At 21.9% G+C, this 17,065-nt stretch carries 13 protein-coding genes; 2 read left to right on the top strand and 11 right to left on the bottom strand.

The features are described from left to right. The first annotated feature begins 77 nt into the window (after positions 1-77). Positions 78-503 (top strand): hypothetical protein, encoded by a 426-nt coding sequence (locus AADV48_RS02480; RefSeq protein WP_341266494.1) that lies wholly within the window; start codon positions 78-80, stop codon positions 501-503. A 62-nt stretch (positions 504-565) separates the two neighbouring features. On the opposite strand, the gene AADV48_RS02485 is transcribed toward AADV48_RS02480, so the two are convergent. From AADV48_RS02485 to AADV48_RS02500, 4 genes are all read right to left on the bottom strand, one after another. Continuing rightward, positions 566-2,179 carry a CTP synthase gene (locus AADV48_RS02485; RefSeq protein ID WP_341266495.1) on the bottom strand — a complete coding sequence of 538 codons (1,614 nt, stop codon included), beginning with the start codon at positions 2,177-2,179 and terminating at the stop codon, positions 566-568. A 956-nt stretch (positions 2,180-3,135) separates the two neighbouring features. Then, positions 3,136-7,605, bottom strand: coding sequence for an AAA family ATPase (locus tag AADV48_RS02490; protein WP_341266496.1), 4,470 nt, complete (start codon positions 7,603-7,605; stop codon positions 3,136-3,138). A gap of 949 nt (positions 7,606-8,554) precedes the next feature. After that, positions 8,555-8,887, bottom strand: coding sequence for a hypothetical protein (locus AADV48_RS02495; protein ID WP_341266497.1), 333 nt, complete (start codon positions 8,885-8,887; stop codon positions 8,555-8,557). A gap of 178 nt (positions 8,888-9,065) precedes the next feature. Beyond that, entirely contained in the window at positions 9,066-9,725 is a 660-nt protein-coding gene (locus tag AADV48_RS02500) for a nucleoside monophosphate kinase (RefSeq protein ID WP_341266498.1), read from the bottom strand. Between the two features lie 816 nt (positions 9,726-10,541). On the opposite strand from AADV48_RS02500, the gene AADV48_RS02505 reads away from it, so the two are divergent. Next, the gene (locus AADV48_RS02505; RefSeq protein WP_341266499.1) at positions 10,542-11,054 is read left to right on the top strand and encodes a hypothetical protein; all 513 of its coding nucleotides are present in this window, start codon (positions 10,542-10,544) and stop codon (positions 11,052-11,054) included. Between the two features lie 717 nt (positions 11,055-11,771). Here AADV48_RS02505 and AADV48_RS02510 read toward each other — a convergent pair. The 7 genes from AADV48_RS02510 to AADV48_RS02540 all read right to left on the bottom strand — a co-directional run bounded on the left by AADV48_RS02510 (position 11,772) and on the right by AADV48_RS02540 (position 17,061). Beyond that, complete coding sequence (locus AADV48_RS02510) at positions 11,772-12,302, bottom strand: SVM family protein (protein ID WP_341266500.1); 531 nt, start codon at positions 12,300-12,302, stop codon at positions 11,772-11,774. Between the two features lie 435 nt (positions 12,303-12,737). Then, entirely contained in the window at positions 12,738-13,304 is a 567-nt protein-coding gene (locus AADV48_RS02515; RefSeq protein ID WP_341266501.1) for a Panacea domain-containing protein, read from the bottom strand. Positions 13,305-13,658: 354 nt separating this feature from the next. Next, the gene (locus AADV48_RS02520) at positions 13,659-13,826 is read right to left on the bottom strand and encodes an SVM family protein (RefSeq protein ID WP_341266502.1); all 168 of its coding nucleotides are present in this window, start codon (positions 13,824-13,826) and stop codon (positions 13,659-13,661) included. A gap of 556 nt (positions 13,827-14,382) precedes the next feature. Then, positions 14,383-15,045, bottom strand: coding sequence for a hypothetical protein (locus AADV48_RS02525; RefSeq protein WP_341266503.1), 663 nt, complete (start codon positions 15,043-15,045; stop codon positions 14,383-14,385). A 35-nt stretch (positions 15,046-15,080) separates the two neighbouring features. After that, positions 15,081-16,346 (bottom strand): GTPase ObgE, encoded by a 1,266-nt coding sequence (obgE, locus tag AADV48_RS02530; protein WP_341266504.1) that lies wholly within the window; start codon positions 16,344-16,346, stop codon positions 15,081-15,083. 27 nt (positions 16,347-16,373) lie between these two features. Beyond that, positions 16,374-16,670, bottom strand: a complete 297-nt coding sequence (gene rpmA / locus AADV48_RS02535; protein WP_423064660.1) for a 50S ribosomal protein L27 — start codon at positions 16,668-16,670, stop codon at positions 16,374-16,376. 79 nt (positions 16,671-16,749) lie between these two features. Next, the gene (locus tag AADV48_RS02540; RefSeq protein ID WP_341266505.1) at positions 16,750-17,061 is read right to left on the bottom strand and encodes a ribosomal-processing cysteine protease Prp; all 312 of its coding nucleotides are present in this window, start codon (positions 17,059-17,061) and stop codon (positions 16,750-16,752) included. Between the last annotated feature and the right edge of the window lie 4 nt (positions 17,062-17,065).

Raw genomic sequence — 17,065 nt, forward strand, 5'->3', positions numbered from 1 at the left:
TATTGAATCTGAAAAAAGATTTAATAAATTCTAATTTTTTTTTAAATTAGAATTAATCTTGAAGAAAGGATATAATAATGCAAAAAGAAAGTTTGTTAAAAACTAAAAAAGGCAAAATAATTGTTGGTGTTTCTTCTGTTACAGTTGTATTATTGTTAGTATTGACTTTAGGTGTTTTTTTAGGTTGGTTTAAGAGTATTACTAAACAATCTGTAGAAGATTTAAACACAAAATGGGAAGAAATGTTAAAAGATGATGAAAAAGCAAAACCAAAAGCGTCTGAACTAAAAACATATATAACAAACAAAGTGGAACCTTTACAAGACAAAAAAATTAAAGAAAAAGAAGTCTCAACAAGTACTAAAGATAAAATAAAAACTTTGCAACAAGAAATAACTGATTTAGGAAAAGATCATGAATTAACCAAAACGCAAAAAAGTGATTTCAAAGGCAAATTAAAACCAATATTAGAAGCAATAGTTAAAGACTTGAATTTAGAATAATATTAAATAAGTTATTTAAAATAAAAAAAATCGATGATAAATCGATTTTTTTTATTTTAAATCTAATTTTTTTGTAAAATAGTTTTTATAAAATCTTTGAATAAAGGATGAGGTTTAAAAGGTCTTGAAACAAATTCAGAATGAAATTGCACCCCTATAAACCAAATATGATTTTTTAATTCTATAATCTCAGGAAATTTTTCTTTTTCATTAATTCCTGCAATAATAAAATTACCATCATTAAAACAAGAAATATATTCAGAATTCATCTCATAACGATGTCTATGTCTTTCGTGAATAATGTCTTGTCTAAAAATTTCATAACTTTTAGTATTTCGCTTTAAATAACACGAATATAAACCTAATCTTAATGTACCACCTAAAACAGAATTTTTCCTTTTTTGAGTTATAACAGGTATTAAAGTATCAGCATCAAATTCTATAGAATTAGCATTTTCTAATTTTAAAACATTTCTAGCATATTCAATAACCATTAATTGCATCCCTAAACAAATACCAAATACAGGAATATTATTAACACGAGCATAATTAATGGCTTTTATTTTGCCTTGAAAAGCCCTCAAGCCAAAACCACCAGGAATTAAAATACCGTGACAATGTTTTAATAAAGAAACAACATTTTCATCATTAACATGTTCTGCATCAATCCATATAATTTCTATATCAGTTTCATGATAATAAGCAGCATGTTTTAAAGCTTCTATAATTGATAAATAAGAATCTTTAACAGCAATATATTTCCCTACTAAACCAATCTTAATTTTTTTTTTTAAATTTTGGATTTTATTAATCAAATTAACCCAAGAAGATATATCGGATTTTTTTACATTATTTATTTGAAAATGTTCTAATATAAAATCATCTATTTTTTGTTTATTTAAATTAACAATAATTTTATATAAAATATCCACATCAATATTTTCAAAAATAGCATCTTCATGAACATCACATAAAATAGAAATTTTTTGTTTTATTTCAGAAGAAATAGATTTTTCACTTCTTAAAATCAATATTTGAGGTTGAATTCCTAAAGATCTTATTTCTTTAACACTATGTTGAGTAGGTTTCGTTTTTATTTCGTTAGAACTTTTTAAATAAGGAACTAAAGTATTATGAATATAAAGGGTATTATGAAAACCCAAATCATAACGAACTTGCCTAATAGATTCTAAAAAAGGTAAAGATTCAATATCTCCAACTGTTCCGCCGATTTCGACAATAATAATATCATAATCCTCATGCATAGTTCTAATTTCTAAAATTCTTTTTTTAATTTCATTAGTAATATGAGGAATGACTTGAATAGTTTGGCCTAAATATTGACCTTGTCTTTCTTTATTAATAACATCTTGATAAACTTGGCCTGTAGTAACATTAGATTCTTTAGATAAATTTTCATCTAAAAATCTTTCATAATGACCCAAATCTAAATCAGTTTCAGCTCCATCATCAGTAACAAAAACTTCACCATGTTGAATAGGATTCATAGTACCAGAATCGACATTAATATAAGGATCTATTTTTTTCATAAAAACTTTTAATCCACGTTTTTTTAAAATTTGACCTATAGCGGCACCAATAATACCTTTTCCTAAACCAGAAACTACTCCACCCGTTATAAAAATAAATTTTTTTTCTTTGATATTGTTAATCATTTTTAAATTTCTTTCTTCTGACATTCTAAAAATAAAGTTTATTTAAATCAACAAATGAGAATAAATCAGCTATTTTTAAGTAATTTTTGTTATATAACAAATTAGCATGTCTTAAAATTTAAATAATTTACTAAACAGACGGTTTTCCTAGAATTGTAGTAGTTGAAACTCTTGCATTTTGCTGTTAATTGTGGTTAATTAATTTGATTAACTAACTATCTATAAAAGATATCTGAAAACGTCTATATCTCTAATCCTCTAAAAGTATTTTTGACCGCTTTCAGAAAAGATAAAACGAGTATTCGCTCTCTTGTTTGCATATACAAATATTTATTAATTTATCTATGATTTACTTTTTATTATAAACTCTGTCATTCTCAATCATGACGATGTTCATAACTTGTCTATTATTGAATATGACAGTTTATCAAACAGCATAATATTGCGCTTTAATCATTGAATATTCAAATTAATAACTACTTGCTTTTTGTCAAAAACTTTCTTTTATCTAATTACTTGGATGATTGTTATAACCATGCCAGGTTATATTTTGTTCCAACAATTTTTACTAAGTTTCGTACCTTATCTATGATAATCTTAGTATTGTGATGTGGATTGTTCTTAAAAACAAAACCGTTAAAAAATCTTAATTCTTTCTAAAAAATGACTTTTTTAAAAATTTCAAATTATTTATTCATTATTTTAATAATAACATAAATAAATATGTTTTAAACCAAAAAATATTTATTAACAATATTTGTTTAAATTGGGAACTGAAAAACCGTTCAAAATCTTATCAAATATTTTGGTTAATTTTTGTAACTAATAAAAGATCTTTTGGATAAATTTTAAACAAAAAAGTCAAATTGTTTATTTTTGTGAATAAACAATTCAACTTCATCTAAGACTTATAATGATTTTGTTTAAGAAACTCAATCAAAAAATTATCTTTTTAATTAATTTTTTTTAGATTGAAAAAAATATTTACAGATAATTATAATTAAAACAAATTTTAACCAATAAAAATTTTCTGTAATGATAGAAAAAATATCTTTGGAGTTTTCAAATTTTGCTTCATGCGTTTTATAATTTTTAATAAAATAATTTATTTTTTCGTATATTTCATCTTCTTTTATATTTCCTTTTTTTAATTCATCTTTAGCGATTAAAACAGCTCCTTTATTTATTAATTCTATTTCTTGATTAGAAAATTGTTTATTTAAATCTTTATTTAACAATATATATCTATTTATATTTTCTGATATTTTCTGATTTAAATTATTTTCTAAAATTTGAATTTCTTTGGCAGCTTCTTTGTTAAGGAATTCAATTATTTGATTTAAATCTAAATTAGCATAAAATAATTCTTCTTTAGTTATTTTTTCTAATTTATTTATTATCTTGTCTTTATCTAAATTAAAATCAATATTTAATTTTTGTAATATTAAACTCCATTTTTGTTTAAAAAGTTTTTCAGTATATTTATTTTTTATTTCGTTTATTTTATTTTGAATTTTTTCTACCGTAAAATATTCTTTGTTTATGAAATAATTATAAATATTTTCAATCATTTTGATTTTAATCATTTGTATGTCTGAATTATCAAATATTTTTTTATTAAAAGACATTTCGTTTATAAATTGTTCAATTTGATCTTGTAAGAAACTGTTTTTCTTTGTTATCATTTGTTGTTGCATACTAAAAATAATTTTATTTTTTATTTCTTCTAAAGTTTCTGAAATTTTATTTTGATTAAAAATTGTATTTATCTCTTGTTGGATTTCTTTTTTGATTTGAGAATGATATTCTAAATTTTTAAAATCATTACTGCGTTGTATTTGATCATAAATATCATTTATTAATTTTATTTTTATTTCTTCTATATATTGAATTATTTTTTGTTCAAAATCTATTTCATGATTTTCAGGTATTTTGATCATTTCTGATAATTGTGTTTGGACAAGATTATCTAATTTGAAAAACTCCCAATTATTTGTATATAGAGTTAATAATTTGTTCATTTTGTTTTTATTATATTTTATTTTTTCTATATCCCATATAAAATAAATTTTTGGAACTTTAGCATTAACACTTTCACTTAAAATATTTTCTAAATTATTTATTGTTTTTAATTCTTTTATTTTTTTACTTTTATCATCTGTTTCAAAATAAAATCCTAATAAATCATCAGGTAAAGGATTGGTAGAAGAATAAAAATTATTTATGTTTTTTAAATTATTTTGATCGATTTCTACCTCTATTATTTTTTCTGGCAAATTTGTATTGTAAACAAATTTTTTATTTTTCATATAACCATTTTTAATTAATGTAAAATATTGTTTTTCTTTATTAATAAAAGGACTGTCTATAAAAAGATGTTTTATAGGAGTATTTTTAAATATTTTAGTCGTAAATAATTCATCTTTGTCATGTTTTTCGTGTTTATGTGAAGTCCAATCAATCATGTTCTTTTTTTGTGTTATCCTATCGAATGATAATTGCAAATCTATTGGCATAATATTTAAATGTTCATGCTTTGAAATAGCAATTGAAGCAGCTTGTTCTAAAAGTTCTATTATTTTTCTAGGAGTTCTTAATTCTTTTCTTGATGATTCCATTATTTGTTTAGCAATATTATCTAAATATTTATAAGTTCTAATATCTAAATTATATTTAGCAGATGTTAATTGAAGAAATATAATTATATCTTTTTCTACCCAAAAATCAACTTCAATCATTTTATTGAATCTGCTTAAAATAGCATTATCAATATCATCTTTAAAATTTGTTGTTGCTATAACAAAAACAGGTTTATTTTCGTCTGTATAAATACCTTCGATTTGTGATAAAAAAGCAGTAATCACGTTCCCGTGATCAGAATTTAAACCTTCACTGTCACGTTTTCTAAATACTACTTCACATTCATCTATTAAGATGATACTTGGTGAATTTTTTCTAGCTGCTTCAAAAAGATTTTTAATTAATTTCGGAGATTCTCCTACATATTTATTAGAAAAATCAGATGATGTTAGAGAATAAAAAGGTAATCCAGCTTCTTTTGCAAAAGCTTTTGCTAAATAAGTTTTTCCTGTTCCTGGCGGTCCATATAATAAAATACCTTTAGGCGATGTAGTTGAACCCATATTTTTATGTAAATCTAAATTTTTTAATTTTAATACACTTTCTCTTAATTGTTCTTTAACTTCTTCATTTCCTATAACTTTGTCAAAAGTAGGAAACTTATCTGTTTTTTTTAAAAAAATTTGAACACTGTCTGTGTCGACCATTTTTTGAGATTCTTGTTGTTTCACAGTTGTCTGCACAAAATCTAAAGTTTGTTTATGAACATTGTTCATATATGACATCGCTTTAACAATTAAAGAATTAAACATTTGGTTATTCATCAAAGATGTTTCAATGTCTGTTTTATATTTATCTAATTTTGTTTTAATTTGGTGTAAAGATGTAAATTGATTATTAATTTTACTTTTTAACATAAATTTATCATTATTATTAACAAGTTTATTATATTCTAATTGTTCTGTTTGTTGTTGCAAGTTTTTTTCTAAATTACTAATTTTTTGTTCAGCTTGATATACAAAATTTTCTTTTTGTTTTATTTTGGATTTTAATATTTGAATTTCTTTTTTGAAATTTTCTATTTCTTCATTTAAAATCTTTTTTTGTTCATCAGTTAATAATGCATTTTCCAATAATTCTTCTGTTTTTTTATTTAAGTCAGAATTTAGTTTTTTTATGTTCTCATCTAACAAATGAATATCAGAATTTTTTTGTTTAATATTAGACTCTAAAGAGTCAATTTGTTCTTGCTTTTTAATAATAATATCTGTTTGTTCTTGAACAGTTTTTTTGAATTGATCAATTGTTTGTTGATTAGCGTTTAAATCATTTTCTAAATTAGTTAAAAGAATTATTTTTTCTTTTATATTCATTTTTAATTCATTTTGTTCATTTTCATTTAACTTCTTAATTGCAATAATTCTTTCTTCTTGTTGATCCAATTGATTTTTTAAATTTTCAATTTCTCTTTGCGTTTCAATTAAAAAATTTTCTTTTGAATATAATTGTCCTTTTAATTCTTCGATTAATTTTGTTTTCGTATCAATATCTTCTTTTAATTCTTGTTTTTCTTGTTCTGATAAAGATTTATTCTCCGAAAGCTCTTGTTGTTTTTTAATTAAATTGGATTCTGTTGTTTGTATTTTGTTACTTAAAGAAAGTATAACATTATTTTTTAATCCAATATCTTTATGTAAATTTACGATTGCTACATTTTGTCGCTCAATAAGATTTTTTTGCTCTGCAACAGTTTTTTTAAACTCAATAATACGTTCACGTGATATATTTAATTCTTCTTGAATTATTTTTAAATTTTTTATTTTATTTTCTATGTCTGTTTGTAATTGTTTTTTTTCTATTTGATTTAAATTTTGTACATCTTGAATTTCTTGATTTTTTCTTTGCAATTGAAACATTAAATTATCAATTTTATCTTGATTACTATTTAAAATAAATTCTTTAGTATCTAATTTTTGTTGTAATTCTTTTTTATTTTGTTTAAGTTGTTCAATATCTAAATCTAAATTGTCTCGAATTACTTTAGAAAGATATTTATTTGTTTCGATTTCTTTAACTTTTTCAGCTAATTTTGTATTAATTGCCACTATTTCTGTATTTAACATATCAATATGTTGTTTATTATCTTCAAGTTCTTCAGTTAACTGTTGGATTTTTATTTCTTTTTTACTCAATAATTCTGTTTGATCTTTAAAAGTTATACTTAATTTATCGATTATTTCTTGTTGTGATTGTATATCTTGTTGTAAATCACTTAATTGTTTAATCTTTTGTTGAATTTTTGTTTTCCAAGCTTTTTTTTCTTCAATTTGCAATTCTTTAATTTCACTAATTTCTTGTTTTTGTTCTTGTAATTGAATTATTAAATTTTGAATTGTTACTTCTTTATCACTAATAGATAATTCTTTTTGTGATAACGTTTGTCTTATAGCTTGAATGTCATTTTGCAACACCAAAATATGACTGTTAAGACTGTTTTTTTGTACTATAGATAACTTATTATTTTCTATTAATTCTTTATTTTTTTGCATTAATTGTTCTCGCAAATTTTGCATTTGCTGTTTTAATGATTGAATATTACTTTTATCTATATTAATTATATATTGTAGAGTTTCGATATTTGTATTTTTTTGTTTTATTTTTTGTTGTTGTTGATTGAATATGAAATTATAATGATTAATTTGTTGATTTAATGATTCTATTTGTTTTTCTATTTGATTTAAATTTTTTATTTTTCCTAAATTGGTTTGTTTATGTTCTTCTAAAAGCATAATTTCTTCAAAAACATTGACAAAAAAATCAACTGTTTTTTTTGAGATAAATGTCATATTTGCGGGATGCCATAAACGCCAAGATATTCCCGTGTTGGATTTAAAATTATTTTTTTTATGTTCTAGGTAATTTTTATAATTCTTAAATTCTGAATAATTAGCTATAAAAACAAAAAGGTATTCGCTTTTATCATAAATTGTTTGTTCAATTATATCAGGAAATTCATTTATTAAATTATCGTGATAGATTCATTGTGTTTTGGTTATTTACAACAATCCCCACACAACATCGTACAAGCAAGTTTCCAAGCATACGGCGTTTTTAAATTATTGAGCCAAAGACAGCATAAAATTGCTTCTATTTGAATAAACATTTTAGAATTTTTTAATTCAATTGTTAACTTTGTTTATGAAATTCTTTTTTATTCTTGAACTCAAAATTAATTCCCTTTTCGCCTTGTAAAGGTTATTAACCTTTTCCTCGGTTAGACGATTATCTTAAATATTCCAATTTAAGTTTTGTTCTAACGACTACTATAGTTCTGCTTTTTCCTTGAGATTATAAACTTAATTATTTTCAATTTTATTCTCGAAAATAAAATCTTTTAGGAAGATACAAGTTATTTTAATAAACTACGTAAATCCTTTAGGTATGCTAACTCATATTTTAACTATTATAAACAAAAGTCCATATATATAGTTACTTTGAGTAGGTCAAGAAGTCGGAATTTAATCCAGATTGACTTTATAGTCATGAATAATTTAATTAATCAAATATAAAATATTAATTAATTCCTTCTTGCAAATCGTAATTTCACAGTTATTTTCGATTTGGTTTTAGATTACCCCATTTTATGCATTTAGACTCTTTGCAGAGCTTATCCATTGAATTCATTCTTCTTGCAAAATCATTTTGGTTAATAACTTCACCTCAATTTGCTTTTATCTTCTGCTGTAATTTTCAATTCTTTCGTTTCAAAAACCAAAGATATGAAGTACGTGATTATTACACGTTGTAGTTCGTTAATCTACTGTTTATTAAACCTCTTTGTCGCCCATATTTTTCTAATAATTGAATTTTATCCTTAATATTATCTTTTTTTTCTTGATTATAATAATTTTTATCAAATTCTTCTAATATTTTATTTAAAACTTTTTTCAATAAAGCAGGTTTGTTTAATTTTGGAAATGTTGTTTTTAATTTTGTAATAATTGGATAATTATTCAATTCTTCATTATTTTGATTATTTAAATTAGAATTAGCATTTAGTGAATAAGCAGAACAAAATATTATGGATACTAATGAAATATTCAATAATATTTTTAATTTTACTTTCATTATGTCGAAAACTTTCTAATTTTAGATTATCACGAACATTATTATTAAAATATTTTTTTATTTCAAAACATAATTAATTTTTTTAACAAAATATTTAGAACAATATTTTATTTTTTTAATTTTTATAAAAAATTTTTTTCTATTTATTTTATCAATTCAATAAATAGAAAAAAATTTTTTATTTTATATTTTTCAATTGTGTCAATATTATATTAGTAATGTCTTGTATAGATTGTTGAGGTTCTTCTACTTTAATCTCCAATAATTTATGCATTTGTTTATAATAATCTATTAACGGAAAAGTCTCTTTTTCATAAATGGATAAACGGGTTTGTAAAGTATCTAAATTATCATCTATTCTTTGGATCAAAGGGGTATTATCGTTATTACATAAACCAGATCTTTCAGGAGATCTTTTTTCTTTATGATAAATATCTCCACATTGAGGACAAACCATTCTACCTATTATTCTTTGTTTTAATATTTTTTCATCAACATTAAAATAAAAAACTTTATTTAAAAAAATATTTTTTGTGGATAATTCTTTAGTTAAAAAACGACCTTGTTCTAAATTACGTGGATAACCATCTAAAATAAATCCTTTTTTAATAATATCTTGGATTAAATATTTACTTATCATAGAATTAGTTATATCATTTGGCACTAATAATCCTTTATTAATATAAGATATAACTAATTTGCCTAATTCTGTTTTATTTTTTAAATTTGTTCTAAAAACATCTCCTACAGAAATATGTGGAATATTAAAATATTTGGATAAAATTACAGATTGTGTTCCTTTCCCAGAAGCAGGTGGTCCTATCAAAATTATATTCATTATTTTATCCTTAATATTCAAATAATACTTTTATAAAATTCATAAAAAAATTCTTTTTTTAAATTGAACTTCTATTTAATTTTTTTCTATACAAAAAACTTGAATAACATAAAAAGATAAATATTTAATTGCTATAATCATATGCTATAATCATATAAAAATTCGAACAAAAATTACAAATGCAAAATTATCTTTTATCTTTTCAAAAATGTTACAAAATTTACAAAATATATTATATATTACCTAAAAATTCATTATTTTAAACATTTTTATTAATATATTTTATTATATTTCTAATTTAAACTATTGTATATTTATTATACAAAATTTACTCATAATTTTATATAATAAAATATAAAATTTTACTCGATTAAACAATTTTTAAAGTTTATACCAAATGTTTTTATATTAAAAAACAAAGTTATCCCATACAAAAACTAAATAAAAAAATAATATTTATGAAAAATTACATAAATAAAATTTATGATAATTCTATAAAAATTATAAAATAATGATAAAATGATTTTATTTTTAGCTATTTTTATGATAATAACACCTTTAAAAGATATTAAATGTTAATGGTTCACTAAATAAGATAACTATAAAAATATAAAAATTCGTGAAAAAATTAGATATTTCAAAATAATACATAAAATAATAATCGATAAAATTAAGAATTATATAATTTTAATATTTTTATAATGATAATATTTGCAATAATTAAAATAAAATTTATTTATATGTTTTTGTTTTTTGGCAAAAACATATAAATCATAAAGAAATATAATAACACAAAAAGGACGGACATTATTGTAAATGAAAAATTATATAAATAAAATATTTGTTTTATTTATTGTAATTTTATTTATTTGTTTATTTATAATACATACATGGTTTTTTAAAAAACAAAATTCTTTTTCACAAAAAACAAAACAAGATTTAAAAACACAAGAAATAATTACCACAGAATTTGATTGGAATTTAAATGAGTGTTTTTGTGATGCTTTTGTATTTAAAATATCAAAAAAATTTTCTTATATTTTAGGTATGTCTTATGGTGAATTAGAAAAACAATTTTTGCAAAATTATAACGTTGTTTATCAAAATGATAATTTTGTATACGATAACCAAAAGAAAAAAATTTTAATAAAAAATATTACTTCTTTCCTAAATACTAAAATTTTTTTTGCTAAAAGTTATTTAAAAATTTCTCTTGGCATTTATAAAATAAGAGATGATATATTTATCAATATAGGTATTTATTTTAAATTAAGAAAACATAACAATCAATATAAACTCCATAGTTATTTCAAAATAAAATCTTTTTAATTTAATATTTCAAATAAAAATTATAATGTATAGTTATGTTTACTCTTTCTTAGTTTTTGTTGGTTCATAAATTAAAGCCAATTATACTAAAAATTATTAATATATTCAACTAGTGTTAATTTATCAATCTTTTCATTATCCAAAATAAATTTATTAATAACATCCAAAAATATTTTAATTAAAATTAATAAAAATGATTTCGATTTTTTTTAATAAATAATTTAAGAAGTAAATAAAAAATATAATAGAGAAATCTAACCCATAACATCAAGTAAAAACGGAAACATTGCCCGGCGCAAAATAGTAAATTTAAAATAAATTTATTTATTTTTTCTTGTATTTGTTGTAAATATATCTTTCAATCTACTAAATAATTTTTTTTGAATGAAATCCCTTCAAAAAAAATTATTTATATATAAAAACTTAAGAATATAAATTTATTATAGCAAAAATAAAAATATAATTGTTTTTTAAAAAATTTTTGAGATGTTAAACATTTTCAAACAACTCAGTTTAATGAATAAAATAACGATTAATAAAGAAATGGTTATAAAAACTTTTTTATGGGTTTTATTTTAGTCATGGTTTATTTATTTCCTTTAAGGTTTTAGTTTAATGGCTTTGCCAGTTGTTGTGTGTTTGGCTTAGGTAAAAGAAAAAGACCCTGGATGAGGGTCTTTATAAAGTGTTTATAAAAAATAAGATTTATATATTAAATTATTTTGTTATACTAGTAGATGCTTGATTATTGAATAAATATTGGCGGTTTTGAATAAAAGCCTTAAATCTGTTTTCTTTTCTGCTTAAACAAGAAATTTGTCTATTTATTATCGAGATATTTATAATGTTTTGGGCTCTAATATCGCCTTGACTATTTACAAGTTCAATAATGGCATCATTACGTTGATTTATAAATGTATTTGTTTTTTCATCAATTATTTGTCTTTCGGTTAAAATATAAATTTTTTCTTTTATGTTCAAAATCGAAGCACTTAATGATTTAACTTGGTTCAAAAAATCTTCTGTCGTCGTTACAGCGTCAAATTCGGGCTTCAAAGCTTTTGCTATCATTAGATTTTGTTCTTCTAATTCTTCATTTAATTTTTTATTTAATTCAACAATTTGATTCAAAACATTATTTTGATTCATCGCCATTACTCGATTATTATTATTCATAAATAATAATCCTATAAAACTTATTAAACAAATACAAACTATTCTACTAAGTTGATTTTTTAATTGAATCATTAATTACCACTCCTTTATTTTTAAAATCGTTCTTTTTAGAACTTTCTGGTTTATCAACCGAATATATATTAGAATTGTTGTTTGTTAAATTAATATATTTTATGTTTAGGATCAAAACCAAGAATATAAACAATATTATTTATTTTTAAACCTAATAAACGATTTTGTTCTGTAGTTTTTAATTGATAAACCGTTTCACCTTCTGCAAGTGTTACAACGTTTTTAAAACCTTCATTAACAAGTTTATGTTTGTTAACTTTATGAAAATGTAAATCACTATTTATGACACTTTAAAAACTAACATGTTGTATAGGTTTGTCTAAAGGATAAAGAATATCATCAAAAAATTGTTAAATTTTAAAGCGTTTAAAATTTTTATAAGGTGAATATTTTTGAACAAAAGAATAACGAAATTTTGCTTTTGAACTCATAAAATTACTTTATTTTTTTGAGATTTTTTATAAAATAATTTTTTATCATTTCATCTTTAATAACATTTTTAGACCAATCTTCATTATTATCCCAAGTTGATTGCCAAGAAGTTTCTTTATGTGTCAAATTAGAAAAAGTAGTAGCTTCTTTATTTCCATACAATTCTATTATTTTATCAATTAAAACACGATGATCGTTTGTTAAACGTTTTTCTTCTCCTTTTTTAGTTCCGTTACAAATTGGTTTATAGGTATAACGTTTAAATTCGTTATATAAATTAGGGGAAACAGGGCCGTGAAGCCACGCTTCAATGGGCTCATTGAAAATTGGTTGATCATTTTCAACTAAATATTTAGCATATGTATAATAAACCAATTTTTGTAATTTCATATTAGTAACTTTACTCTTATTTTGTTTAATAATGTAATTAGAGACGTCAAAAACATTAACTTTTCCTTTATTTCCCATATTTAAATCAACTCCTTTATGTTTAACATTTGCTATATTATATAATAATTTTAATTGTTTTTCAAGAGAAATTATTTTTTGTTGTATTTCTTTTTTAGTCATGATTGGTTTTGTTCCTTTTGATTGTTTGTTTTTTTGTTTTTTTCATTGTGTTTTTCTCCTTTAATTTTTAGTTTAATGGCCTTGCCAGTTATTGTGTGTTTGGCTTAGGTAAAAGAAAAAGACCCTGGGAGGGGTCTTTGTTTTATTTTTCATATAAATTAAAAGATTTTTTTAATCATGTAAATAATTTAAAAGTGTTTTATATGTTTTTAGTTGTTCTTTTTGATTATTAATTAAATTTTTCAAAATTGTTGACATTTGAATAAGAATTTCAATTTTTTGAAAATTATCTTTAATTGCTTCTTTTAATATTTCTTCTTTTATTTTAACTTTTTCTCTTGCATTTTCGCGAATTTAATTTTTTAAATTAGTTATTATTTCTTCGATTGACGAAGCATTACTAGTTCCAGCTTCGTTATCATTCATCGCCATAACTCTATTATTATTAAAAATAAATAATAATCCTATGAAAGTTATTAAACAAAGATAAATTGTTTTACATTGGTTTTTTAATTTAATCATTATTCATTAAAACTCCTTTATTTTTATCTTCAATTGAGGTAATTTCGTAGAGAGAGTTGAGAGAGGATAGTAAGAATACACTTTGATTTAATGGTTGGCACTGTTCCCAAATTTAAACATTTTTTAAAAAAAATAATAATTTTTAATTTTTGTTATAAAAAAAGATTTTTTTTAAAAAATGTTTAAATTTGGGAACAGTGCATCATAAAAATTAAAACAAAGAACTACATAATTTTCAAAGACTTCATTAATTCTAAAATTCCTTCTTTAAATAAATCTTGTCTGTGAATAATTATTCAAAAATATCTAAATTTAGAAACTACTTTTATTTACTATTAGCGTATATAACTCTATTAATTTATTTCTAAGTTCTAAATTATGTTTAATTTGTAAAAAGTATTTTAATAACATTTTTCATATCTTTTTGATTAGATATATTCACAACTCTTTAATTCGATATTTGACTTGATTTTAACTTTCAATAAAAAAGACTAACTTAATAGTTAATCTTAAATAACTTGAACAAAAAAATTGTCTAAAATATTAAGCAGTGTGCTTATATATTTGTTTCAAATAACAATAAAACTTGTTTCTTAATACGAAGATATAAATAAGTATTTATTAAAGATATAGTAAATAAAGAAAAAAACTTAATTATGACACGAAAAAGTATATATAATTTGGTTGCGTGCGAACAATTAAACATGTTTGTTATTAAATCGTAATGTATTTTGGCATTAAAGACCTTACCATACAAAATAAGACCATAAATATCATAAAAGAAAAAATGAAAAATAAAAAGTAAAAGGATACAAAAATAAACTTTCGTAAAAGAATTATTTTTTTTATTTAAAAACAAACTAGGACATAAACCCCAAATAATACCAAAAATAATACTCAATTCAGGTTTATATGGTACAGAACGAGCACCAGAAGAGCTTCCAAAATACCAAAACGCTATTCCTTCTGATAAAGAAACAGCTAGAAAAGACACATATTTATTAGAATATAAAGGGATCATAAGCAAAGGAATGAAACATAAAAAATCTTTAAAAAGCATTCGACTAAATTTACGTTTAAAGTGCTCTGGGACTAATTTAGTTAGTGGTAATTGAATTAAAATATGTTGGATACAAATAGACATAGCAACTAACATGGATGCTAAAATAATTTGTTTTAATAAATCTTGATGATTATTATATTTTGGTTTTATTTTCATTATTAGTTTCTTTTCTCTATTATTAATTATTTAGATTAATTAACTAATTCAAAAATATGATCACAAATTTTAACTTTGTCTTCGTTTATCATACCTTTTTTTTTTAATTCTTCTTCTACGCCCATTTTTTTCAATGAATAAGAAAATTTTTTTAATGATTCGTAATTATTTAAATCTGTTTTATGAAATAATTTTTCTATTTTCTCGGATTTAATGATAAAACAACCTTGTTGGTCTTTATATATTTCGAATTCATCTTTATTTTCTAGAGTAAATAATTTATATTTTTTTAAATTTTCGATAATTGGTTCATATTCATGATTAATCAATACATCTTTAATTTTATATTTTAAAGAATCTAAATTTAAACGATGCCATATTGAACAAGCTATGATAATTTGTTCATTATCAAAATAAGTTTTAAATAAATCTAATTTTTTTTGTGCACCATCTAAATCTATTTTATTAAACACTATAATTTGTTTTTTATCTAAAATTTTAGGATTATATTTGTGTAACTCTTCATTTAACTGGCAATATAGTTCATAAACATTATCATTATCAGCGCTACATACATGTATTAAAACTTTACATCTTTCAATATGTTTTAAAAAATCAATGCCCATGCCACGTCCTAAATGTGAATCTTTAATTAAACCAGGAATATCAGCTACTATAAAACTAAAATCATCAACATTAACAACTCCTAAAAAAGGTTTTAAAGTAGTAAATGAGTAAGAAGCTGCTTTGGATTTTACATTAGAAATAGCAGAAATCAAAGAAGATTTACCAACATTAGGAAAACCTATCAAACCAACATCTGCTAAAACTTTTAATTTTGTTTTGATAATTAAGCTTTCGCCTAATTCTCCTTTTTCAGCAAAAGAAGGGACTTTATTTTTAGAATTAGCTAAAGAATAATTACCTCTACCACCCTTGCCGCCTTTTGCAATAACTAATTCGTGACCATCTTCTAAAATTTCACCAATAAATTCTTTATTTTCATTATTATAAATTAACGTTCCTAAAGGAACTTTGATAATTAAATCTTGTGCTTTCGCTCCATTTTGGTTTTTATTTTTACCATTTTCTCCATTTAAAGCTATTATTTTTCGTTGATATTGTAATTTAAATAAAGTATTTAAACCTGAATCACCTATAAAAATAACAGAACCGCCTTTACCTCCGTTACCCCCTGAAGGACCTCCGTAAGGTACATATTTTTCTTTTCTAAAAGAAACAATTCCGTTGCCACCATTTCCAGCTTTAACGAAATTGATTGTTTCATCTATAAAATTCATTTATTATGGGACCCCATACCAAATTTTTTAATTAATTATTTTATCAACAAAATACATAGAAACTTGTTTTTTCTTTTTACCTTTACTTTTGTATTGAACTATACCATTAATTAAAGCAAATAAAGTATGATCTCTTCCTATACCTACATTATCTCCTGGAAATATCTTTGTTCCTCTTTGGCGATAAATAATAGAGCCTTTATGAGCGTATTGACCATCAGATAATTTACATCCCAATCTCTTCGAATGTGAATCACGACCATTACGAGTAGCACCAACACCTTTTTTAGTAGCAAATAATTGTATATTTAATTTCAACATAATATTAAAAATCATCTCCTCTCCCAATAATTAACATCCTTCTCTATCTTTTAAAAAAGGGTTTATAATATTTTTAAATAAATTAATTTTGGATTTCTTGTAAATATTTTGGATAATTCTGATTTAAATCTTTTAAAGTATATTCTAAATTTAACAATAATTTATTTAAAATATAATCATATTTTAATAATTTTAGCATAAAAAAACCTTCTTTTAAATCATAACTAATGTTTGATTTAAATTCACATATTTCAATAATATTTAAAGTCATAATAATAGCTGTCGAAACAGATGCACAAACAATATCTCTATTTTTAATATCGTATAAAGAATGACCTTTAATTTGTATTTTTTCTATTTTGGCATTGTTTTTAATAAAAAAATATTGAATCATTAGG

The sequence above is a fragment of the Candidatus Phytoplasma fraxini genome, from assembly GCF_038024965.1.
Taxonomy (GTDB): Bacteria; Bacillota_I; Bacilli_A; order Acholeplasmatales; family Acholeplasmataceae; genus Phytoplasma; species Phytoplasma fraxini.